General features: G+C 60.9%; 20 protein-coding genes. 9 read left to right on the top strand and 11 right to left on the bottom strand.

Annotated elements, in window-relative coordinates:
* Nucleotides 1-4: 4 nt before the first annotated feature.
* From ftsA to recN, 5 genes are all read left to right on the top strand, one after another.
* Nucleotides 5-1,339, top strand: a complete 1,335-nt coding sequence (gene ftsA / locus PAF17_RS08390) for a cell division protein FtsA (protein ID WP_271888649.1) — start codon at nt 5-7, stop codon at nt 1,337-1,339.
* 222 nt (nt 1,340-1,561) lie between these two features.
* Nucleotides 1,562-3,205, top strand: coding sequence for a cell division protein FtsZ (gene ftsZ / locus PAF17_RS08385; RefSeq protein ID WP_271888648.1), 1,644 nt, complete (start codon nt 1,562-1,564; stop codon nt 3,203-3,205).
* Nucleotides 3,206-3,435: 230 nt separating this feature from the next.
* Entirely contained in the window at nt 3,436-4,368 is a 933-nt protein-coding gene (gene lpxC, locus PAF17_RS08380) for a UDP-3-O-acyl-N-acetylglucosamine deacetylase (protein ID WP_271888647.1), read from the top strand.
* 187 nt (nt 4,369-4,555) lie between these two features.
* Entirely contained in the window at nt 4,556-5,407 is an 852-nt protein-coding gene (locus PAF17_RS08375) for an outer membrane protein assembly factor BamD (RefSeq protein ID WP_271888646.1), read from the top strand.
* A gap of 39 nt (nt 5,408-5,446) precedes the next feature.
* On the top strand, nt 5,447-7,093 hold the full coding sequence (recN, locus tag PAF17_RS08370; protein ID WP_271888645.1) for a DNA repair protein RecN: 1,647 nt from the start codon (nt 5,447-5,449) through the stop codon (nt 7,091-7,093).
* Here the strand turns inward: recN and PAF17_RS08365 are convergent.
* The 5 genes from PAF17_RS08365 to PAF17_RS08345 all read right to left on the bottom strand — a co-directional run bounded on the left by PAF17_RS08365 (nt 7,090) and on the right by PAF17_RS08345 (nt 12,395).
* Nucleotides 7,090-7,422, bottom strand: coding sequence for a hypothetical protein (locus PAF17_RS08365; RefSeq protein WP_271888644.1), 333 nt, complete (start codon nt 7,420-7,422; stop codon nt 7,090-7,092). The two genes, recN and PAF17_RS08365, sit on opposite strands and share 4 nt — an antisense overlap.
* A 120-nt stretch (nt 7,423-7,542) precedes the next feature.
* Entirely contained in the window at nt 7,543-8,418 is an 876-nt protein-coding gene (mmsB, locus tag PAF17_RS08360; protein ID WP_271888643.1) for a 3-hydroxyisobutyrate dehydrogenase, read from the bottom strand.
* Complete coding sequence (locus PAF17_RS08355) at nt 8,415-9,422, bottom strand: enoyl-CoA hydratase/isomerase family protein (protein WP_271888642.1); 1,008 nt, start codon at nt 9,420-9,422, stop codon at nt 8,415-8,417. The genes mmsB and PAF17_RS08355 overlap by 4 nt, the downstream gene beginning before the upstream one ends.
* Before the next feature lie 3 nt (nt 9,423-9,425).
* The gene (locus PAF17_RS08350; RefSeq protein WP_271888641.1) at nt 9,426-10,571 is read right to left on the bottom strand and encodes an acyl-CoA dehydrogenase family protein; all 1,146 of its coding nucleotides are present in this window, start codon (nt 10,569-10,571) and stop codon (nt 9,426-9,428) included.
* Between the two features lie 324 nt (nt 10,572-10,895).
* A complete protein-coding gene (locus tag PAF17_RS08345) occupies nt 10,896-12,395 on the bottom strand; it encodes a CoA-acylating methylmalonate-semialdehyde dehydrogenase (RefSeq protein ID WP_271888640.1) in 1,500 nt (499 codons plus the stop codon).
* A 99-nt stretch (nt 12,396-12,494) separates the two neighbouring features.
* On the opposite strand from PAF17_RS08345, the gene PAF17_RS08340 reads away from it, so the two are divergent.
* From PAF17_RS08340 to PAF17_RS08325, 4 genes are all read left to right on the top strand, one after another.
* Nucleotides 12,495-13,406, top strand: coding sequence for a LysR family transcriptional regulator (locus PAF17_RS08340; protein WP_271888639.1), 912 nt, complete (start codon nt 12,495-12,497; stop codon nt 13,404-13,406).
* Nucleotides 13,407-13,464: 58 nt separating this feature from the next.
* On the top strand, nt 13,465-13,926 hold the full coding sequence (locus PAF17_RS08335) for a CBS domain-containing protein (RefSeq protein WP_271888638.1): 462 nt from the start codon (nt 13,465-13,467) through the stop codon (nt 13,924-13,926).
* 79 nt (nt 13,927-14,005) lie between these two features.
* Nucleotides 14,006-14,497: a pantetheine-phosphate adenylyltransferase gene (coaD, locus tag PAF17_RS08330; protein ID WP_271888637.1), complete on the top strand. Its 492-nt coding sequence runs from the start codon at nt 14,006-14,008 to the stop codon at nt 14,495-14,497.
* Between the two features lie 72 nt (nt 14,498-14,569).
* The gene (locus tag PAF17_RS08325; protein ID WP_271888636.1) at nt 14,570-15,391 is read left to right on the top strand and encodes a DUF2189 domain-containing protein; all 822 of its coding nucleotides are present in this window, start codon (nt 14,570-14,572) and stop codon (nt 15,389-15,391) included.
* On the opposite strand, the gene PAF17_RS08320 is transcribed toward PAF17_RS08325, so the two are convergent.
* The 6 genes from PAF17_RS08320 to PAF17_RS08295 form a co-directional block, all read right to left on the bottom strand.
* A complete protein-coding gene (locus PAF17_RS08320; protein WP_271888635.1) occupies nt 15,388-16,110 on the bottom strand; it encodes an SDR family oxidoreductase in 723 nt (240 codons plus the stop codon). The genes PAF17_RS08325 and PAF17_RS08320 overlap by 4 nt on opposite strands.
* A 128-nt stretch (nt 16,111-16,238) precedes the next feature.
* The gene (locus tag PAF17_RS08315) at nt 16,239-16,733 is read right to left on the bottom strand and encodes a bactofilin family protein (protein WP_271888634.1); all 495 of its coding nucleotides are present in this window, start codon (nt 16,731-16,733) and stop codon (nt 16,239-16,241) included.
* Entirely contained in the window at nt 16,723-18,066 is a 1,344-nt protein-coding gene (locus PAF17_RS08310; protein ID WP_271888742.1) for a M23 family metallopeptidase, read from the bottom strand. The genes PAF17_RS08315 and PAF17_RS08310 overlap by 11 nt, the downstream gene beginning before the upstream one ends.
* A 148-nt stretch (nt 18,067-18,214) precedes the next feature.
* On the bottom strand, nt 18,215-19,612 hold the full coding sequence (locus tag PAF17_RS08305) for a helix-turn-helix domain-containing protein (RefSeq protein WP_271888633.1): 1,398 nt from the start codon (nt 19,610-19,612) through the stop codon (nt 18,215-18,217).
* 170 nt (nt 19,613-19,782) lie between these two features.
* Nucleotides 19,783-20,979 (bottom strand): multidrug effflux MFS transporter, encoded by a 1,197-nt coding sequence (locus PAF17_RS08300; RefSeq protein WP_271888632.1) that lies wholly within the window; start codon nt 20,977-20,979, stop codon nt 19,783-19,785.
* 31 nt (nt 20,980-21,010) lie between these two features.
* Complete coding sequence (locus tag PAF17_RS08295; RefSeq protein WP_271888631.1) at nt 21,011-22,498, bottom strand: replicative DNA helicase; 1,488 nt, start codon at nt 22,496-22,498, stop codon at nt 21,011-21,013.
* Nucleotides 22,499-22,551 lie beyond the last annotated feature (53 nt).

The raw sequence follows: 22,551 nt of genomic DNA, 5'->3' as shown, positions 1-22,551 counted from the left end.
AACGATGACCGAACTGTATCAGACACAACGGGCCATGCGGAACATCCGCCGTGCCGCCTTGCAGCGCGGGGTCATCGGTATTCTGGATATCGGCACGTCCAAGATCGCCTGCATGGTGTTGCGTTTTGACGGCACCGGAACCTTTCGTGAAACGGATGGTGTCGGGCCGATGGCGGGGCAGGCGAATTTTCGGGTGATCGGTGCGGCCTCGACGCGATCACGGGGGGTCCGCTACGGCGAAATCGAGACGATGGCCGAAACCGAGCGTGCCATCCGCACCGTGGTTGCGGCTGCACAGAAGGTGGCCGGTGTGCGCGTCGATCATGTGATTGCCTGTTTGTCTGGCGGGCGCCCTGCCTCTTATGGCCTGGCCGGAGAGATCGTGCTGGATTCGGGCAAAGTGTCCGAACATGATGTCGCATCGGTCCTGGCCGCCTGTGATACACCTGATTTCGGTCGCGGTCGCGAGGTCCTGCACGCCCAGCCGGTCAATTTTGCGGTCGATAACCGCAGCGGGCTGGGTGATCCGCGCGATCATCTGGGCAACAAGCTGGCTTGTGACATGCATGTGCTGACGGTCGATGGCGATGTGATTGGCAATATCGTGCAATGTATCCGTCGTTGCGACCTGGAACTGGCTGGTGTGGCCTCGGCATCCTATGCCTCTGCGCGGGCCAGCCTGGTCGAGGATGAGCAGGAGCTGGGTGCCGCTTGTGTCGATTTTGGCGGCGGCGGCACGGGCGTGTCGATTTTCGTCAAGAAGCACATGATCTTTTCCGATAACGTGCAGATCGGCGGCAATCTGATCACGCAGGATATTGCGCAGGGTCTGCGCGTGCCTCTGGCCACGGCCGAGCGTCTGAAAACCCTGAATGGCGGGGTCGAGGCGACGGGGCGCGATGATCGCGACATGATCGAGGTCGGCGGCGAAACGGGCGACTGGGAGGCAGACCGGCGGACCGTCAGCCGCGCCGATATTATCGGTGTGATGCGGCCCCGGGTCGAAGAAATTCTGGAAAATGTCCGCCAGGTTCTGGATGCGGCGGGTTTCGATTATATGCCCAGCCAGCAGATCGTGCTGACTGGCGGTGGCAGCCAGATTCCCGGACTGGACGGGCTGGCCGCGCGGATCCTCGGGCCGAATATCCGCTGCGGACGACCGTTGCGAATCGATGGGCTTGCACATCAGTTGACCGATCCAAGCTTTTCCAGCGCTGTCGGGTTGGCGTTGTTTGCGGCACATCCACAGGACGAATGGTGGGACTTCGAGATGCCCGCCGAGGCCTATCCCGCACGCAGCCTGAGGCGCGCATATATGTGGTTCAAGAACAACTGGTGATTGAACAATTTTGATTTATGGGGGCGCTATGCTGCGCCCACCATATTCTGCGCGATTGGCAAGATGCCGCCGATTGCAGGATCGGCATATCCCATATTTTGCGTCTGCGCCCCCTTTTCTAGGTGACGCGACAGCTGCTAGGCGTTACGATTGACGGGAATACCCGGGGGATTCGAACGGGCGGCACGGCTCGGTGAGAACAGCGAAAAACAGGCGGAAACCATGAACCTCAATCTGATGATGAACGACGAAGATGAGCTGAAGCCCCGCATCACCGTATTCGGTGTTGGCGGCGCAGGCGGTAACGCGGTCAACAACATGATCGAGAAGCAACTCGACGGAGTCGAGTTCGTGGTTGCCAATACCGACGCTCAGGCCTTGGCACAGTCTCATGCGACCAGCCGCGTCCAGATGGGCCCGAAAGTGACCGAGGGGCTGGGTGCCGGCGCCAAGCCGACCATCGGCGCCAAGGCCGCCGAGGAAACGATCGAAGACATCGTCGATCACCTGATGGGCGCGCATATGTGCTTTATCACCGCCGGTATGGGCGGCGGCACCGGCACCGGCGCGGCCCCGATCATTGCACAGGCCGCGCGCGAGATGGGCATCCTGACCGTCGGCGTCGTGACCAAACCCTTCCAGTTCGAGGGCACCAAGCGGATGCGCCAGGCCGAAGAGGGCGTCGAAGCCCTGCAGAAGGTCGTGGACACGCTGATTATCATTCCCAACCAGAACCTGTTCCGGCTGGCGAATGAAAAGACCACCTTCACCGAAGCCTTTGCGATGGCCGATGACGTGCTGTATCAGGGCGTCAAAGGGGTGACCGACCTGATGGTCCGTCCGGGCCTGATCAACCTCGACTTCGCCGACGTTCGCGCCGTGATGGACGAAATGGGCAAGGCAATGATGGGCACCGGCGAGGCAGCAGGCGAAAACCGCGCCCAGGAAGCGGCCGAGCGTGCGATTGCCAACCCGCTGCTTGACGAGATCAGCCTGAACGGCGCGCGCGGCGTGCTGATCAACATCACCGGCGGCTACGACATGACCCTGTTCGAGCTGGACGAAGCCGCCAATGTCATTCGCGACAAGGTCGACAGCGACGCCAACATCATTGTCGGTTCGACGCTGGACCCCGACATGGATGGCAATATCCGCGTTTCCGTCGTCGCCACCGGCATCGACGCCGCGGCAGCAGCAGCCGAAGTACCAGCTCCGCGCCGCAGCATTGCAGAACCGCTGACCCAGAACCCGTCGGCCACGCAAAAGCCTGAACCCGCAGCGGCACAGCAGGAAGAGCTGCCTGTTCCCCCGCGCCGCACCCCGGCGCCGGCAGCCGATCAACCGACAAGCCAACCCGCGGCAACGGCCAAGGATGACATGCCCGCACCGGCCTATCAGCCGGTCAAGGACACGGCGCGTTCGGCAAATGTGCGCATCGAGGATGATCTGACCGATTTCGTTGCACCACGCTCGCCCGAAGGCAGCCGGGGGCAGCCGACCCCGCAGGTGATGGATCGTTTGCGTCGTGCGGTGGAAAACCATGGCGAAAACCAACGTGCTGCGGCGCGCAATGACGCGCCCCGCAATGCGGCGGCTCAGCCCGCCCACCCGCAGCAATCTGATGACGCCCGCAATTCCAGCCGCATGAGCGGCCTGGGCCGGATGCTGGAGCGGATGGCCGGTCACAATGCCGAGGCCGGTTCCGGCGGTCAGCGCCCCCCTGCGGCTTCCATCGCCGAGCGTGTGAATGATCGCGTTGCTGCCCGTGCGCGTCAGCAGGAAACCGATTTCGACGATCTGGCCAACCCGGATAACGGGCAGGACAATGTCGAAATTCCCGCCTTCCTGCGGCGTCAGGCGAACTGATCATATTACAAGCCTGTCACATTTGCGAATTCTCGAAGGCCGCCTTGTGCGGCCTTTTTCGTTTTTATAACAATGACTTACATCCTGGATGTCCTGCCGGTGTTAGCGATAATCCATGAATGTTTCATGTGGTTACAATTCGTTAATTGAAGGATTTGCCCGCTGCGCCTAGCTGATACTGCACCGGGGCGTTTCGACCCCGGCATCAAGATTTTGAAGGCAGTGTCGTCATGCAGGCAACGTTGAAAAAGATGGTCAGCTTTACCGGGGTGGGTTTGCACTCTGGTGCATCAACCCGTCTGGATATCGTGCCCGCCCCGGTTGGGCATGGCATCGTGTTTCGCCGGACCGATCTGACACCTTCCGTTGATATCGAAGCGCGCTGGGACAATGTGACCCCGTCGAAGCTGTGCACGCTGATGGACAATGGCAAAGGTGTCACGCTGTCGACCGTCGAACATGTGATGGCTGCGCTGGCCGGCACCGGCATTCACAATGCCCTGATCATGGTGAACGGTCCGGAAGTGCCGATTCTGGATGGCTCCTCGGCACCTTTCGTGCACGCTATCCTTGAGGCAGGTATCCGGATGCAACCCGCCAAGCTGCGCGCGATCCGCGTCTTGCGCCCCGTAGAGGTGCGCGATGGCGAGGCCTTCGCCCGGCTGTCGCCCGCGGATCATCTGGAAATCGACTTCCAGATCGATTTCGACGATGCTGCCATCGGACATCAGGAAAAACGGCTGGACATGGCGAATGGCGCGTTCCTGCGCGAACTGGCCGACAGCCGGACTTTCTGTCGTCAGTCCGATGTCGAGGCGATGCGCAAGAACGGGCTGGCGCTTGGCGGCACCTATCTGAACGCGGTTGTCGTTGATGGTGCCCGGGTCCTGTCGCCGGGCGGGCTGCGCCACAGTGACGAAGCTGTTCGCCACAAGATGCTGGATGCGATGGGTGACCTGTATCTGGCCGGCGCTCCGCTGCTGGCGCGATATACGGGGCATCGCGCGGGTCATGCCATGACCAACCGCCTGCTGCGGGCGCTGTTCGCTGATCCAACCGCTTGGGAATGGGAAGTGTGCTCGGATGCGCTCGAAACACGGCTTCCCGGCGCAGGCGTCGCCTCTTATGCAGATCGGGCCCATCCGATCCTGCTGGCAGTCTGAGGTTAAATCACATAAGTGGCATATGCGGTTCGGGGCGTTCGCTTCGGGCCGCATCCCATTCGGGATCAATTCCACGCGAAATTCAACGGATTGCCATTTTGCGCCCCCCGAAGTTCTATGCTAGGACGTGCCGGCAGCCCGGCCTCAGGCGGGCCGACGCACGGCAGAATCGTAGGGCAGGGTGAATATGGCGCGCTCGAAAATATCGGCTTCCTTGTTGGCTGCAGTGCTGGCGGGGATGACTTTGGCGGGTTGTTCCTCACTTGAGAATAACGACGCAGACAAGAAGAATCTCGACCGCTTTACCGCAGAAGAGATTTACAAGCGCGGCGAGTACGAGCTGGAAAACAGCGACGAACCCGAGGACGCGGTTTTCTATTTCAGCGAGGTCGAGCGCCTCTACCCCTATTCCGAATGGGCCAAGCGCGCATTGATCATGCAGGCCTATGCCAGCCATCGCGCAAAAGATTACGAGGTTGCGCGAGCCTCGGCGCAACGGTTCATCGACACCTATCCCGGCGATGAAGATGCGGCTTATGCGCAATATCTGCTGGCACTGTCCTATTACGATCAGATCGACGAGGTCGGGCGCGATCAAGGTCTGACCTTCCAGGCGCTGCAATCGTTGCGGGAAGTGATCGAACGCTATCCCGACAGCGAATATGCCCGCAGCGCGATTCTGAAATTCGATCTGGCATTTGACCATCTGGCCGCCAAAGAGATGGAAATCGGTCGCTATTACCTGAAGCGTGGACATTATGCTGCGTCGATCAGCCGATTCCGCGTCGTGGTCGAAGAGTTCCAGACGACGACCCAGACCCCCGAAGCCCTGATGCGGCTGGTCGAGGCCTATCTGGCCCTGGGGCTTTACCCCGAGGCGCAGACCGCGGGCGCGATTCTGGGCCACAATTATCAAAGCTCGCCCTTCTATCGTGATGCTTACCGGCAATTGCGCGGCCAGGGGCTGGAGGCTGACGTAACAGGCGACAGCTGGCTGACCACGGTCTATCGCCAGACGGTTCAAGGAGAGTGGCTGTAACGCCGGCCAGTTCAGGCCGGCACGGCCGTTTGTGCCCATATGCTGCGATCACTGGACATTCGGGACATGCTACTGATCGACCGGCTCGAACTGGAATTCGGGGCCGGCCTGAATGTGCTGACGGGCGAGACGGGCGCCGGGAAATCTATCCTTTTGGATTGTCTGGGCTTCGTGCTGGGTTGGCGCGGGCGGGCGGATCTGGTGCGCCAGGGGGCCGAACAGGGCGAGGTAACGGCAGTCTTCGATCTGCCAACAGGTCATGCGGCCCGGATCGTTTTGGCCGAGGCAGGCATCGAGGTCGAAGATGATCAGGTGATTCTGCGCAGGATCAACGGCGGCGATGGCCGCAAGACCGGCTATATCAATGATCGTCGTGTTTCGGGTGAGGTGCTGCGCCGCCTGTCGGAACGACTTGTCGAGCTGCATGGTCAGCATGACGATCGCGGGCTGCTGAATGCGCGCGGCCACCGTGCATTGCTGGATTCCTATGCCGGCCTGGACCTGTCGGGGATCCGCAGGGCCTGGGCTGCGCGCAGGGATGCCGCGCAAGCCCTGGATGATGCCTGCGCCGCACAGCTTGCCGCCCGCGAGGAAGAGGATTTCTTGCGGCACGCGGTGCAGGAACTGGAAGATCTGGCCCCGGAACCCGGCGAAGAGGCAGATCTGGACACGCGCCGACGCAACATGCAGGCCGCCGAACGGATCCGGGATGATGTGATGCGGGCACTTGGTCTTCTTGGTGCGGACGGGGCCGAGGCGGCCATGGTCGAATCATCGCGTTGGCTCGAGGGTGCGGCGGACCAGGCGGATGGACGGCTGGATGCGCCACTTGCGGCCTTGTCGCGCGCGATGGTTGAACTGGGCGAAGCCTATCAGGGCGTCGAAGACGCGTTGTCGGGCATGGATTTCGATCCTTATGCGCTGGAAGTCATCGAAGAGCGCCTTTTCGCGATGCGGGCACTTGCGCGGAAACATTCGGTTTTGGCCGATGATCTGGCGGGTTTGTCCGATCAGTTGCGCCTGCGTCTGGATCGTCTGGATGCCGGGGATCAGCAGATCACCGATTTGCAGGCACGGGCGGACGCCGCCGATCAGGATTATCGCCGGTTGGCGGCTGAGCTTGCTGCGGCAAGGCGAAAGGCCGCGATCGCGCTGGACAAGGCCGTTTCGGCCGAACTGGCCCCGCTGCGTATGGAACGCGCGGTGTTCAAGACCGAGATCACCGAAATGGATGCCGGTCCCGATGGGCATGACAACGTTGCTTTTACCGTGGCAACCAATCCCGGGGCGCCATCCGGAGCGTTGGACAAGATCGCGTCGGGCGGGGAATTGTCGCGGTTCCTGTTGGCGTTGAAGGTCTGTCTGGCCAAGGGCAATGATGCCCTGGTGCTGATCTTCGATGAGATCGACCGGGGGGTCGGGGGCGCTACGGCGGATGCGGTCGGGCGACGTCTGGGCCGTTTGGCCGAGGACGCGCAAGTGCTGGTCGTTACCCATTCTCCGCAGGTGGCAGCCCAGGGCGCATGTCATTTCAGGGTGTCGAAATCAGTCAGCAGCGGGATGACGACCTCTACGGTATCGGCGTTGTCCCAGGATGAGCGCGTCGAAGAAATCGCGCGAATGCTGTCGGGGGATCGCATTACACAGGCGGCGTCGGATGCGGCAATTTCGCTGTTGCAGGGCTAGTCGACCAGCGTGCTGACGTCGCGCAGGATCGACAGGATTTGCCCCGTGTCAGGGTCGATACGCAGCAGAAAGTCATTTGCAACCGCGAAAACGCTGCCCGATGGTGGCAAGCCCAGCCCATAACGACCCGGATGCCGGACCAGATGGATGCTGCCGATATCGACGTGATCGCCGACGCGCAGTGTCTCGCCGGATGTGACCTGATCTTGCGCTGCGGGGGCCGCAAGCAGGCTGTTTCGGCCGGCATCTGTCTGGGCCGCGATGGGGAGGGTGGTCAGGATCAGCATCAAGCCCGGTGATGCTGCCACCGCCAGGTCTTGCAGTCGCATGAATGTGTCCCTTGCCAGTCAGCGATCAAACGAGCTGCACCGGTGTCGGGTTCCCTTGCGGGGTTTGCGGCCGGGTCAAATGGGTGTGATCCGGCCGCAAAACGTCGGAAGGGACCGCGCCTATGGCCGGCGGGAACGTGCGGCAAAGCGCGGCAACATTGCCGAGAAATCGCGGCCATTCCCGTCTTCTTCTTCGACAAAGCACTGATATTGCGCAGTTGCCAGTGCACCCATGGGGGTGTCGGCGTCGGCGGCCTCGGCGGCGGCCTGCGACAGTCGCAGATCCTTCAACATCAGTTCTGCGGCGAATCCCGGCTGGTAATCATTGTCAGCGGGTGATTGCGGTCCCACCCCGGGGGCCGGGCAATAGCTGTTGATCGACCAGCTTGCGCCCGAACTGGTGGAAACCACGTCGAACATCTTCTGCCGGTCCAGCCCCAGCTTGTCGGCCAGCGCAAATGCCTCGCAGGTGGCCAGCATTGTGACGCCCAGGATCATGTTGTTGCAGATCTTGGCGGCCTGGCCGGCCCCGGAATCGCCGCAAAGCACCGCTTTTTGCCCCATGATGTCCAGCAAGGGGGCGACAACATCGAAATCCTGCTGGCGGCCTCCGGCCATGAAGGTCAGGGTTCCGGCGCGGGCACCGCCGATGCCACCCGATACAGGCGCGTCCAGGGCGCCAAGATCTGCCGACCGGGCCTGTTGCGACACCGCGCGTGCGCTGTCGACATCGACGGTCGAGCAATCGCACAGAACCGCACCCGGTTTCATCGCGGGAATGACCTGATCGGCCACGGCCCGCAGGATTTGCCCGTTTGGCAGCATGGTGATCACCACATCTGCATCGGTTGCGGCCTGCACGGCGCTTGATACGGATGTGACGCCTTCGGGGGCAGGGGCGGCGGTATCAAACCCCGCGACCGCGTGCCCTGCCGCGGCCAGGTTGGCAGCCATCGGCGCGCCCATGTTGCCCAGCCCGATAAATCCGATCTTCATTTCTGATCCTCCCAGTTCAATTCTTCATCGCCAAGCGACGCGAGCATGCGTTCCAGATTCTCTGGGGACGGGTCCGCCTGCCATTTCGGGGTGCGATCCTTGTCGATGATCTGTGCGCGCACACCTTCCAAGAAATCCGAAAACTCGGTGGCGCGATAGGTAAAGCGAAACTCGCGGCTGAGCGATTCCTGGATGCGTGTGTCATTGCGCGCGGCGCGAACCATCTGCAAACCGGCGGCCATCGACAATGGCGAGTTACGCCTGATCGGTTTCAATGATCCTTCGTCGCCAAGTTCGGACAATCTATCTGAAATAGCGGCGAGATCTGCCATCCCAAAGGCCGACAGATCCCGTTCGGCCAGAGGTGCATGGGGTGGGTTCATGCCGGTGATCGCCGAGACATCGCCGCTTTCCTCCAGCCGCGAGATCAAAGACGGCCATTCGCCTTCGGGCAAATAGATGTCCGCGAAACCGGCATGGATTGCGTCGCCCGGTCCCATTCGCCCTCCGGTCAGGGCGAGAAATTCGCCGATGTGACCGCTCGATCGCGCCAGCAACCAGGTGCCCCCGACATCAGGGATCAGGCCGATTCCGGCCTCGGGCATCGCGATCTGCGTGCTGTCGGTGACGACGCGGTGGCTTGCATGGCCGCCAACACCGACACCGCCACCCATAACAAAGCCCTGCATCAGCGCCACTATCGGTTTTGGGTAATCGGCGATGGTCGCATTCATCAGATACTCATCGCGGAAGAATGCCCGCCCCACGCCATGATCGCCCGCAAGTCCGGCATGATAGACGGCGGCGATATCGCCACCTGAACAAAAGGCGCGCTCGCCTTCGGCGTCGATGATGACCAGGGCAACCTGCGGATCGCTGCGCCAATCGTCCAGCGCGGTCTGTATCGCCAATGCCATGTCATGGGTCAGCGCATTCAGGGCCTTGGGGCGCGTGAACGTGATACGCCCCGCCTTGCCCGTCTTGCGGATATTCAGGTCCTGCACGCGTTACCCCCGTTCCGCCAATAGGCTGCGACCGACAATCAGCCGCATGATTTCATTCGTTCCTTCAAGGATCTGATGCACGCGCAGGTCGCGCACGATCTTTTCGATTCCGTAATCCGCCAGATAGCCATAGCCGCCGTGCAGCTGCAGGCATTGGTTGGCGACGTCAAAGGCGCGATCCGTGACATAAAGCTTGGCCATGGCGCAGAACTTCGATGCGTCCGGCGCGCCGTGATCCAGCTTCCATGCTGCCTGGCGCAGGAAGATGCGCGCCGATTGCAATGCGGTTTCCATATCGGCCAGTCGGAATTGCAGTGCCTGGAACTGGTCGAGCTGTTTGCCGAATGCCTTGCGTTCGCCCATATATGCCAGCGTTTGATCCAGTGCGGATTGCGCACCGCCAAGTGCGCTTGCGGCGATGTTCAGGCGCCCGCCATCCAGCCCCGCCATCGCATAGCTGAAGCCCTTGCCTTCCTGGCCAAGCAGGTTATCGGCTGCAATCACGCAATCGTCGAACTGCACCTGCGCGGTCGGTTGGGCACGCCAGCCCATCTTGTCCTCTAGCCCGCCAAAGGACAGGCCGTCGGTTCCTGCTTCGACAAGAACGGTGCTGATCCCCTTGGGGCCGTCTTCGCCGGTGCGCACCATCACCACATACAGATCGGAATAAGAGCCGCCGGAAATGAATGCCTTGGCCCCGTTCAGCCGATAGCCCTGATCATCGGCCACGGCGCGTGTGCGCAATGCCGCCGCATCCGAGCCGCTGCCGGGTTCGGTCAGACAGTAGCTGGCCACCTGTTCCATGCTGCACAGACCGGGAAGCCATTTGGTCCGGGCGGCGTCACTGCCGAACTTGTCGACCATGCCGGCGCACATGTTGTGAATGGACAGGAACGAGGCCACCGAAGGGCAGGCCATCGACAGGGCTTCAAACACCAGCGTCGCATCCAGCCGGGACAGGCCGGACCCGCCGTTTTCCTCGCGCACGTAAAGGCCGCCAAACCCCAGCTGCGCTGCTTCGATCCAAAGGTCGCGAGGTATCGTCCCTTGTATTTCCCAGTCGCGGGCGTGGGGCGCGATGCGCGATTGGCCAAAGTCGCGCGCCATGTCAAAGATTGCCTGCTGCTCTTCGCTAAGCGCGAAATCCATCTGAAGTCTCCCCCCTTCGTTGATGTTAATTTAACGACTGTTTAATTGTCGGTTGTCATACAGTCTTGCGCAAGCACTGTCAGTATTTGTCGGGATCCCACCTCAATCCGCCCGCCGGACACATGATATAGCTGCGCAAGCTGTTGTCGTGGGGTCTAATGCTGATCACATGGGCGATTCGGGCGCTGCTGGCCAGCGTTGCAGGGGCGGTTTGCGGACCACCCCGCGCAAGGTTGTGGTGGCTGACCTGTCCCGCGGTTCCCCCTGCCCGGATATGCGACGACCCGGGCGGACCCGGGTCGTCTGGCTTTTATAAATGCGGGCCTAGTCCATGGCCTTGAAGTTGAACTCGCCGCCTTCCTTGATGCCCGAGGGCCAGCGCGCCGTGACGGTCTTGGTCCGGGTGTAAAAGCGGAACGCATCGGGGCCGTGCTGGTTCAGGTCGCCAAAACCCGATTTCTTCCAGCCGCCAAAGGTGTGATAGGCCAGCGGAACCGGGATCGGAACGTTCACGCCGACCATGCCGATATTGATGCGATTGGCAAAGTCACGCGCCGCATCGCCATCGCGGGTATAGATCGCGGTGCCATTGCCATATTCGTGATCCATGGCCAGCTTGATCGCCTCTTCATAGCTGCCGGCGCGGACGGTGGACAGGACGGGGCCGAAGATTTCGGTCTTGTAGATATCCATGTCTGGCGTCACGCGGTCAAACAGATGCGGGCCGACGAAGAAACCCTCTTCATAGCCCTGCAGGCTGAAGTCACGGCCATCCACGACCAGTTCGGCGCCCTGGTCGATACCGGTCTGCACCAGGCGCAGGATGTTTTCCTTGGCGGCCTTTGTGACGACCGGCCCGTAATCGACATCGTTGCCGGCGGTATAGGGACCGACTTTCAGCTTTTCGATCCGTGGCACCAGCTTTTCGATCAGCGCATCGGCAGTTTTCTCACCGACCGGAACCGCGACCGAGATCGCCATGCAGCGTTCGCCAGCCGCGCCGTAACCCGCGCCCACCAGCGCATCGGCAGCCTGATCCAGATCGGCATCGGGCATGATGATCATATGGTTCTTGGCACCGCCAAAGCACTGGGCACGTTTGCCGGTCGCGGCCGCCCGTTCATAGATATACTGGGCAATCGGGGTCGATCCGACGAAGCCCACCGCCTGAATGACATCGCTGTCCAGAATCGCGTCGACGCTGCCCTTGTCGCCATTGATGACCTGCAAGACGCCATCGGGCAGGCCGGCCTCTTGCAGCAATTGCGCCAACATCAGCGGAACCGATGGGTCGCGCTCGGACGGTTTGAGGACCATCGCGTTGCCCGATGCAAGCGCAGGGCCGATTTTCCACAGCGGGATCATGGCCGGAAAGTTGAATGGCGTAATGCCGGCGACGACGCCAAGCGGCTGGCGCATCGAATACATGTCGATGCCGGTGCCGGCGCTGTCGGTATATTCACCTTTCAGCAGATGCGGCGCGCCGATGCAGAATTCGATCACTTCCAACCCGCGTTGGACATCGCCCTTGGCGTCGGGAAAGGTCTTGCCATGTTCGGATGACAGCGCCTCGGCCAGCTTGTCCATGTCGCGGTTGATCAACCGAACGAATTCCATCATCACCCGTGCGCGGCGTTGAGGGTTCGTGGCCCCCCATTTGATCTGGGCGCGGGCTGCACTTTCAACGGCGGCGTCCAGTTCGTCCTTGGTGGCCAGGCTGACTTTGGCCTGCACCTCGCCGGTCGCTGGATTGAACACATCTGCAAAACGTCCCGACGTGCCTTTGTATTCCTTGCCGTCGACCCAGTGATGTATCTCTTTCATGGCATCCTCCATTCGTGTTGCCCAGAAGATAGCCTTGCGGAAATGCGGACAAAAGAGGCATGTTGGCAAAGAGGTTTTGCATTTTTGCAAAGGTGGGACGTGGACTGGGACGATCTGAGAATTTTCCTGGCGGTGGCGCGATCGGAAAGCCTGTCGGGCGCGGGGCGCTGGCTGAAAATGGATGCTTCGACGGTAGGGCGGCGTATTGGCCGGTTGGAACATGATATCGGTGCGACACTTTTTGCAAAGACCCCGCAGGGCTATACCCTGACCCCTGAGGGGGATCGCCTTGTTGCCCCCGCCGAAGCTGCGGAAAAGGCTGCCAAGGCCGCGAACGAGGCCACCCGCCGCGATGCCGGTATCAGCGGGGTGCTGCGGATCGGCGCGCCGGACGGTTGTGCCAATTACCTTCTGCCGCAGGTCGCGCGCGCGCTGTGTGACATTCATCCGGGACTGGAAATCCAGATCGTGGCCTTGCCTCGGGTCGTTAACCTGTCCAAGCGCGAGGCCGATATGGCCATCGCGGTCTCGCCGCCGGATACGGGACGGCTGACAGTGCAGCGCCTGACCGATTATCACCTGCATCTGGCGGCCCATCGCGATTATCTGGACAAGCACCCCGCGATCCGCGATCTGCCGGATCTGCGACGGCATCGCCTTGTCGGCTATATCCCTGACATGATTTTCGACCGCGAACTGGATTACCTTTCTGAAACCGGTGTTCAGACCGCACAGATCACCTCGAATTCTGTTTCGGTTCAGATGCAGGCGATCCGGGCGGCGGCGGGGCTTGGCATCGTGCATGATTTCGCGATCCCTTTCGTGCCCGGGTTGCGTGTCGTGCTGCCCGATCAGATCGCGTTGAAACGCAGCTTCTGGTTGTTGCGGCACGCCGATGATCGTGGGTCGCGCCGCATGAACCTGTTGGCCGAAGCCTTGGTGCAGCAGCTTCGCGCCGAGACCGCGCGTCTGGAAGCAATGGTGCAGGCGGCTGCGGATCGTCGGACTTGACGCGACGCGAATACGCGCAAAATATGAACCTGACACTGCGCTGAAGGAGTATGGATCGATGTTGGTTAAACAGTTGCTCTCTATGAAGGAAACCTCTGGCAAGCCGGGAATTGCCGCGACCACGATCGTCACGATCCACCCTGACGCGACCCTGATCGAAGCCGCGAACACATTGTGCGAACAAAAGATCGGTGCGATTGTGGTATCCGAGGACGGTAAAACCCCTGCGGGAATTCTGTCGGAACGCGATATCGTCAAGCAACTAGGCCTGAATGGCGCGGCGGTTCTATCCACGCCGATCAACGAGGTCATGACCAGGAATGTGCAGACCTGCGTGACCGGAGATGACGCCCTGACGGTGCTGGAACGCATGACCGAAGGACGCTTTCGCCATATGCCGGTGGTAGACGAGAACGGGCATATGCTGGGCGTCGTCTCGATCGGCGATGCCGTCAGCGGTCGCCTGAAAGAGTTGTCGGCCGAAAAAGACGCCTTGACCGGGATGATCATGGGCAGCTAGTGGCACCCAACCCACAGCGTTGCAATTGCGGGCGAAATCGGGTTTCCCTGTCCGCGACCCAGCACGAGGATGACTGCCCATGCGCATTGGCCTTTACCCCGGCACATTTGACCCGATCACGCTTGGGCATGTCGACATCATCGAACGCGCCATGGCGCTGGTGGATCGTCTGGTGATCGGGGTGGCCATAAACCGGGACAAACAGCCCCTGTTTAACCTGGAAGAACGGGTCGCAATGGTGCAGGCGGAATGCGATGTGATCGCATCCAGAACTGGCGGAGAAATCCGGGTGCATCCGTTCGAGAACCTGCTGATCGATTGCGCCCGTGATGTCGGGGCCGGTGTGATCGTGCGCGGATTGCGGGCCGTTGCGGATTTTGAATATGAATTCCAGATGGTTGGAATGAACCGTGCGCTTGATGCCCAGATCGAGACGGTGTTCCTGATGGCCGATGCACGCCGTCAGGCCATCGCATCAAAGCTGGTCAAGGAAATTGCCCGGCTTGGCGGGGATGTCTCTCAATTCGTGACAGAACCGGTCAAGCAGGCGTTGCAGGCACGTTATTCGTAACGCGACAATCGTTGCGCGATCTGAAAATCCATCCTAGCATTTCCGTGAATTTGCGCCAGATGGAGGGCTGTCGTGACTCGACCCGATACCGCAAACGCGACCAATGCAAAGGCGCCGCAAGACAGGGCGCAACCAGATGTCCTGCCCGCGCCAGCCCGGATCGAGCTTGCCGATCTGGGCCAGGTTCTGGCCGCCGGCTGGCGTGATTTTCGCATTGCGCCTGCATTTGGGCTGTTTTTCAGCTCGTTCTATGTGCTGGGTGGGTTGATGCTGGCCCTTGTGGCCTTCGCGTCGGGGCAGGAATGGTGGCTGATGCCCTTTGTGCTGGGCTTTCCGCTGATCGCCCCTTTTGCCGCAATCGGTCTTTACGAGGTCAGCCGTCGCATTGAAATGCAGGAACCGCTGGCATGGCCGGCGGTTCTGCGCGTGGTGTTTGCCCAGAAAGACAGGCAGATACCGTCAATGGCAATGGTGGTGTTGCTGCTGTTCATGTTCTGGGTTTTTGTCGCGCATACGGTTTTCGCGCTGTTCATGGGCGTGTCGTCGCTGACCAATATCACCTCGTCTGCCGCGGTTCTGATGGAAGGGCGGGGATTGATCATGCTGTTGGTGGGGACCTTCATCGGCGCCGGTTTCGCCGCTGTGCTGTTTTCGTTCACGGTGGTTGGCTTGCCGGTCTTGCTGGAACGTGAAGTCGACTTCATTACGGCGATCATTGCCTCGGTTCAGGCCGTGACGCTCAACCTGCGGGTCATGATCGTCTGGGCGATCATGATCGCGATATGGTTGTTCCTGGCAATCCTCCCCTATTTTCTGGGGTTGTTGATCGTGCTGCCGGTTCTGGGGCATGCCAGTTGGCACATGTATCGCCGTCTGCTGCCCGACGCCGACTAACCGCGCCCGATATATGGCATGTTGGTGGCCATGACGGTGACGAATTGCATATTCGCACCCTCTGGCAAAGATGCCATCTGCATCACTGTGTCTGCGACGACCGAGGCATCCATCGTGGGTTCGGCCTCGATCCCGGGTCGATTCACGTCCGACAATAGCTTGGTCGAGGCATTGCCGATATCGATCTGCCCGCAGGCGATCCCGAAATCGCGGCCATCCAGCGAAAGACTGCGTGTCATGCCGGTTACGGCGTGTTTCGAGGTCGTGTATGCAATTGATCCGGTGCGCGGGACATGTGCCGAAATGGAACCATTGTTGATGATGCGCCCACCCTGAGGGGATTGGCTGCGCATCTGGCGAAACGCTGCCCGGGCACAGATGAACATGCCGGTGACATTCACATTGATGACGTCGCGAAATTCGGAAACCGACAAAAGGTCCGGTGCCGTGGGTTTGGCGGCGCGCCCGGCATTGTTGAACAGCGCGTCAACGCGCCCCCAGGCCGATGCTGCCTTCTCGAACGCATCATCCACGGCGGCTTCGTCAGTGACATCGCAGGGCAGGATCAGCGCATCGGCGGATCCGGCGGTGTCCAGCAATGCCTCGTGGCGGCGGCCCATCAGCCCGACCTGCCAGCCATGATCAAGAAACAGCCGCGCGGTGACACGTCCGATTCCACTGCCGGCGCCGGTTATCAGGATGTTGCGTGCAGATGTCATGAGCAGTTCCTTTGCGTCAGACATGTTCTGCATGCGGACAGGCTGTTTGCCAAGCCCATTTCCCGCGTGCTGAAACGCGAACGGCCCGCGATTTGCGGGCCGTCGAGCTGACATGATCCGTGCAGTGCTTAGCTTGCCGCCGGAGGCGCCAGCTTTTTCGTGCCGCCACTGGCGAGAGGATCGTCCTGACGCTGGACCGAGCCTTCGAAATGCGCGCCGGATTCGATCGCGATTGTCTTGTGGATGATGTCGCCTTCGACACGGGCCGTGGCGGTCAGGCGAACTTTCAAGCCACGAACGCGCCCGATCACACGGCCATTGACCACGACATCATCGCCGACTATCTCACCCTTGATGGTTGCGCTCTCGCCGATCACCAACTGGTGAGCACGGATATCGCCTTCGACATTACCCTCGATCTGGATATCACCGTCGGTGCTGATGTTTCCGCTGACTTTCAAATCTGCCGACAGAACCGAAGGCGAGGTGCGCTGACGCGGTGTCGAAACCGGTGTTTCGGGTGCACGTTCGGACGTGGGCGAGGAAGAAGGCGCGGCTTCTTCGGGGGCAGGGGTTGCGGATTGTTGTGAGCGGGTCTCTGTCACGCGGGTCTTAGAAAACATTGCTTGCTGCCTTGATGAAGGTCATCGGGTCTACGGCGCGACCTTTCATCCGCACCTCGTAATGCAGATGCGAACCGGTCGAGCGTCCAGTATTTCCCATATCACCGATCAGTTCGCCTTGCGACACCCTTTGACCTTTCTTGACGCGGATTCGCGACAGATGGCCAAAGCGGGTTTCGACGCCCAGCTCGTGCTGGATCTTGATCAGGTTCCCATAACCGCTTTGACGGCCCGCAAAGATCACGACACCGTCGCCTGTTGCATAGATGGGCGTGCCAACCGGGCCGGCCATATCGATGCCTTCATGCATCCGGCCCCAGCGGCGGCCAAAGCCCGACGTATAACGGAACGCGGATTTCACCGGCATGGCCAGCGGAAGTTTCTCGATCGCGATGCGATAGGTGTTCATCTGGTCAAGCGTGACGATGATCTGATTCGCCTTGGTTTCGCCCTTGGACAGCGCGGCATCACCACGGGTCGACTGCGACAGTGGGGTCAGCGGACCGCCCTGACCTGAAAATCCGCTGCGAATCGTGCTGAGAATGTCATCGGGGTTCATTCCGACCGAACGGAACACCTCGTCCAGCGGCTTGACCGACACGGTCACGGCGCTTTCCAGTTGGCTCAGGATTTCGTCGTTGCGGGCAATGATCTCTTCGCGTTCGACCTCCAGGTCCGCCACGGTCGAGCGCGCGGTTTCCGCCTGTTCGATCGCGTCGGCGCGCGCAGCGGCTGCGGAACGCAGCTCTTCGGTCAAAACATCAAGCGTCACCGACAATTCGTCGGCGCTTTCGACGCGTGGGGCACCGGTTTCGGTGGCCTCCGCCTCGGCGACGATGCGTTGTGCGTCATCGCGTTCGTTGATCGCGTCGCGCAGGGTCGACTGAACGACGTTCAGACCGGTTTCCAGTTCACGGCGACGCTCTTCCGAGGCAAGCAGCTTGGACTGCATTTCGGAAACCTGATCCAAGGCAACGGTAAAGCGTTTTTGCGCGGCGATGGCCTCGGCGGCGCGGGCGTCACGTTCTGCCGACAATTCATTGAGCCGTTCTTCAAAGGCCCCCTGGGCGCGCAGAACGCGGTCGCGATCCGACCCTGAACTGATCGTGTCGATCACCAGGATCGAACTTGCCACCAGCATCCAGCCGAACATCGCCGTCGCACCGCCGATTCCGACCAGCTGGGTCAGCGGCCGCAGCCTGACGAAACGCGTCGCATCGTCCGAGCGCAGGAAAAGGCGCTGTTCCGGCAATATGCGTTCCAACGAGCTATTTAGGCGATTCACGAAGTTCAGCGACAAGATATGTCCCCCGGCGGCATACCCCTGGTTGATCCGGGGCACTCTGGTTCCATTCCCATCGGGGTAAACAAGAGCTGTGCCTTCTTGGCAACATATCTGACGCCTGATGGTGGTCAGATGGGCGGATACACGCCTTTTACGGCGAAATTCCGCCGAAAACTCTGATCCATTTGCACGATTGTCATGTGATCTCATAAGGCAGCGGTCCATTCCGGTCGGCGGGAATATGTAGCGGGCGGTCGATCGGGGGCACCGAGCGCTGGTGGCAATCGGGTCGCGGGCAGATTCGGCAGGATATGCCAATGGGTTCGAATGCTTGTGGCTGGCCAAGATCCAGTCCGTCGGCATAGACCATCCCGTTTGCGTGGGCGATCTCGCAGCCCAGACCAATCGCAAATCTGCGGACCGGGGCGTTGAAGGCGCCCGCATGTTTGGACACGTCGCGCGACAACAGCAGATAGCGGACGCCATCCGGGGTTTCGGCCAGTTGACGCAGGAAGCGACCGGGCTGTTCAAAGGCGCGATGAACGTTCCAGAGAGGGCAGGCGCCGCCAAAGCGTGCGAATTGCAAACGGGTTGCCGAATGGCGCTTGGTGATCGTGCCGGCCTGATCGACCCGAACGAAGAAAAACGGCACCCCTTTCGCGCCCGGACGCTGCAGGGTCGACAGACGGTGCGCGACTTGTTCCAGCGACGCGCCGAACAAATGGGACAGGCGTTCCAGATCGTGACGTTCGCTTTGCGCCGCCGACAGAAATGCCCGATAGGGCATCAAGGCGGCGCCGGCAAAGTAATTGGCCAGGCCAAGCCTTGCGATTTCGCGTGCGGTCGGATTTCTGAACCGCGCCAGATCCAGGGTTGCTTCCAGCAGGTCCGACTGACGTTCCAGCGCGACCAGATGCAAAAGCTGGAACAGGCGTGTCGGGGATTCCGCGGCCGCGTTCATGGCAATCGTGCTTCCTTCGCGACGGAACACGGCGTTTGCAGGCAATTCGACGCGCGAGACAGTGATCCCGTTCTGCGCCAGGGCCGAGACCGCCGCGTTCCACAAATCGATGCGTTGGCCCGAAGGGCAGGCAAACCGTTCGGCGGCACGGTCGACGGCATCGATGTAATTGTCGCAATAATGGAAGAAATCGCGCACTTCTTCCCAAGGTGTGGACAATGCGTTCTGCCCGGCGGCGCCGATGGCTTCGTCCAGCGCGGCCAGCCGTTCCTGGCCTTGTCGATGCGCACGATACAGATCAAGGAAGGCGCGCGCCAGAACCGGTGCGTTCGTGGCTGCCAGGCGCAGATCGGCAAGTGGTGGTGTCGTGTCAAATAACGGGTCGGCCAGGGCCTCTTGCATATCGATGACCATGCGTTCCGCATCGCCGGCCGCCAGCGTGGTCAGATCGACCCCGAATTCCTGCGCAAGTCGCAACAGGACCCCGGCGGAGATCGGGCGGTGATTGTTTTCCATCTGCGACAGATATGGCAATGACACGCCCAGCCGTTCGGCAAAACGCTTTTGGGTCAGGCCGCCTCTGGCGCGTGTTTCACGCAGCGCCGTGCCGGCATAGATCTTTTGGGTCGCCATCCTTGCCTCCGTCCTTTGCAAAACCGGCTGTAGCCTTTGCAAAACCGGTCCGGCAAGTCCCATGACGGGAAACATCGCAGTCGGATCCTGTGGCGGCGGGGTGGGGCAGGGCAGCTTCATGCCATCAAGGTGACATGCAATGTTTAAGATAAGGTTCGTGCCAGCGTTGTTCAGCCGACTCGGGCCAATTGCCGTTCCCGGCGCAACACCCAGAGGATTGCGATCAACGATCCCAGCGCCGAGCCGCACATGATCACCAGCAAAGGGGTCGCCCCCGAGCCGGGCTCAAGCAGGGCGCCGGCAATTGCCGATAATGCCGCGCCACCGGCGACGGCCAAGGCGCCGCCCAAGCCGCTGGCGGTGCCTGCAAGTTCGGGACGCACATTCATCATGCCGGCATTCGTGTTCGGCATGACCAGGCCATTCCCCAGTCCCATGAAGCCGATGGCTCCAAAGAAGATGACCGGATTCACAACCCCGGCAAGTGTTGTCAGCAGGGACAGGCCAAGTGCGGTCAGGCAGATCAACGCACCGATCAGGACCATGCGGTTCAGCCCCACCTGGGCCGTGTAGCGGCCTGAAAGGAAATTGCCGGTCAGATAGCCGATCGAAGGGGCCGCAAAGAAATAACCGACTTGTGCGGGGGTCAGGTCAAAGACCTGTTCGCCGACAAAGGGCGCCCCGCCCAGATAGGCAAAGAAACACCCCGAGGCCAACGTGGCCGACAGGCAATAACCCCAGAAACGATGTGATCGCGCGAGGATGGGATAATTGGCGATTTGTTGGCGCATGGGCACGCCTCCGCCGCGAACGGTCTCGCCCATGTCACGCCATGTCACGATCAGGACGATCAGCGCCAGCACGCCCATCGTCGCGAAATTGGCCCGCCATCCAAAGGCTTCGTCCAGAATGCCGCCGATAACGGGCGCGATCATCGGCACGACTGCCATGCCCATGGTGACATAACCGATCATCGAAGCGGCCTTGTCGCCCTCGAACATGTCGCGCACGGTTGCCCGAGACAGCAGCATGCAGACCGATATGATCGCCTGAACCAGACGAAAGAACAGGAAACTGGCGGCATTTGGGGCCAGCAATGTGCCGATGGTTGCCAACAGGAACAGCGTCAGGCCGAACAATGCAACCGGCCTGCGTCCGAACCGGTCGCTGACGGGGCCGCCAAGCAACTGCAACAGCGCGCTTGCGCCGATATAGGCCGAAACCGACAATTGCATTACGGCGTAGTCGACGCCGAAATCGCGTGCCATGCCGGGCAGAGACGGCAGAAAGACATTCATGGACAAGGCCGCAACACCAGAAAGCGCGACCAGCGTCACGGGGTGGGGCGGCGTTCGTTCGGTGCTCATGGACGGTAAATGCAGCCCATGTTGATCGCCATCAGTCCCATTGCGACTGTCGGTCCTTGGCAAGATTCCCGAAGCGCGTGAACTGACCTTCGAAGGCAAGCTCGACCGTGCCGATCGGGCCGTGACGTTGCTTGCCCAGAATGACCTCGGCCTTGCCATGGACCTGTTCCATGATCTGCTGCCACTTGGCCATGGCATCAAGATCCGCGTCCGATGGCTTTTCGCGTTCGCGGTAATATTCCTCGCGGAAGACGAACATCACGATATCGGCGTCCTGTTCGATACTGCCGGATTCGCGCAGGTCCGACAGTTGCGGGCGCTTGTCTTCGCGGTTTTCGACCTGACGCGACAGCTGCGACAGGGCGATGACCGGGATGTTCAGTTCCTTGGCGATGGCCTTCAGGCCCTGCGTGATCTCGCTGACTTCGTTCACGCGGCTGTCCTTGGCGCTGGCGGCCTTGAGCAGCTGAAGATAGTCGACCATCAGCACGTCCAGCCCATGCGTTCGCTTCAGCTTGCGTGCGCGGGCGGCCAGCTGGTTGATCGGCAGGGCGGGGGTGTCGTCGATATAAAGCGGGCAGTTCTGCAGCGCATGCGCGGCCTCGACAAAGCGGCGGAATTCGCCCTCGTCCATATTGCCCGAACGGATGCGTTCGCTGGGAACCTCGGCGGCCTCGGACAGGATCCGGGCGGCCAGCTGTTCGGCCGACATCTCGAGGCTGAAAAAGCCGACCACGCCGCCTTCGATTGTGCCATGCGTGCCGTCGGCCCGTTCACCGGTCTTGTGTGCCTTGGCGATATTGAAGGCGATATTGGTGGCCAGCGAGGTTTTCCCCATCGAGGGGCGACCGGCCAGAATGATCAGGTCCGAATTGTTCAGACCGCCCATCTTGCCGTCCAGATCGATCAACCCGGTCGAGATGCCCGACAGCTTGCCGTCGCGCTGATAGGCGGCGTTTGCGGCCTGCACTGCGCCGGTGACTGCTTTCAGGAAACTTTGGAACCCGCGCTCGGCGACGCCCTGTTCCCCCAGCTTGTAAAGCGTCTGTTCCGCGGCCTTGATCTGTTCTTCGGCATCATCATCCACCTCGACATTGGATGCGCGCGCCGAGATGTTCTGGCCCAGACCGATAAGTTCGCGGCGCAGGGCAAATTCGCGGATCATCTGTGCATAGTCGCGTGCGGCATAGGCAGAGATCGCCGAGGCAGCCAGCCGCGCCAGATAAGGCGCGCCGCCCAATTCCTTGAGGCCATCGTCATTTTCGAGAAAGGCCTTGATCGTGACGGGGCTTGCCAACGCATTCTTGCGAATGCGTTCGGCGCAGATTTCATAGATGCGTGCATGCACCGGGTGATAGAAATGGTCGGGCTTGATCACCTGGCTTACGCGGTCGAAAACGTCGTTATTCGTCAGCAAGGCACCCAGCAATTGCTGTTCGGCCTCGATGGAATAGGGGATCGCGGTCTTGTCTTCGCCGTCGGTTTCCTGCCCCGGAATGATGACCCTCAACCCGCTCATGTGATGCGCCCCCGCCGATTCTTGTTGTTCGGTGTTTATGTCACATCACGCGG

The organism is Paracoccus onchidii (assembly GCF_028294535.1).
In the GTDB taxonomy this organism is placed as follows: domain Bacteria; phylum Pseudomonadota; class Alphaproteobacteria; order Rhodobacterales; family Rhodobacteraceae; genus Paracoccus; species Paracoccus onchidii.
This window is presented reverse-complemented; position numbering and strand designations above follow the sequence as displayed.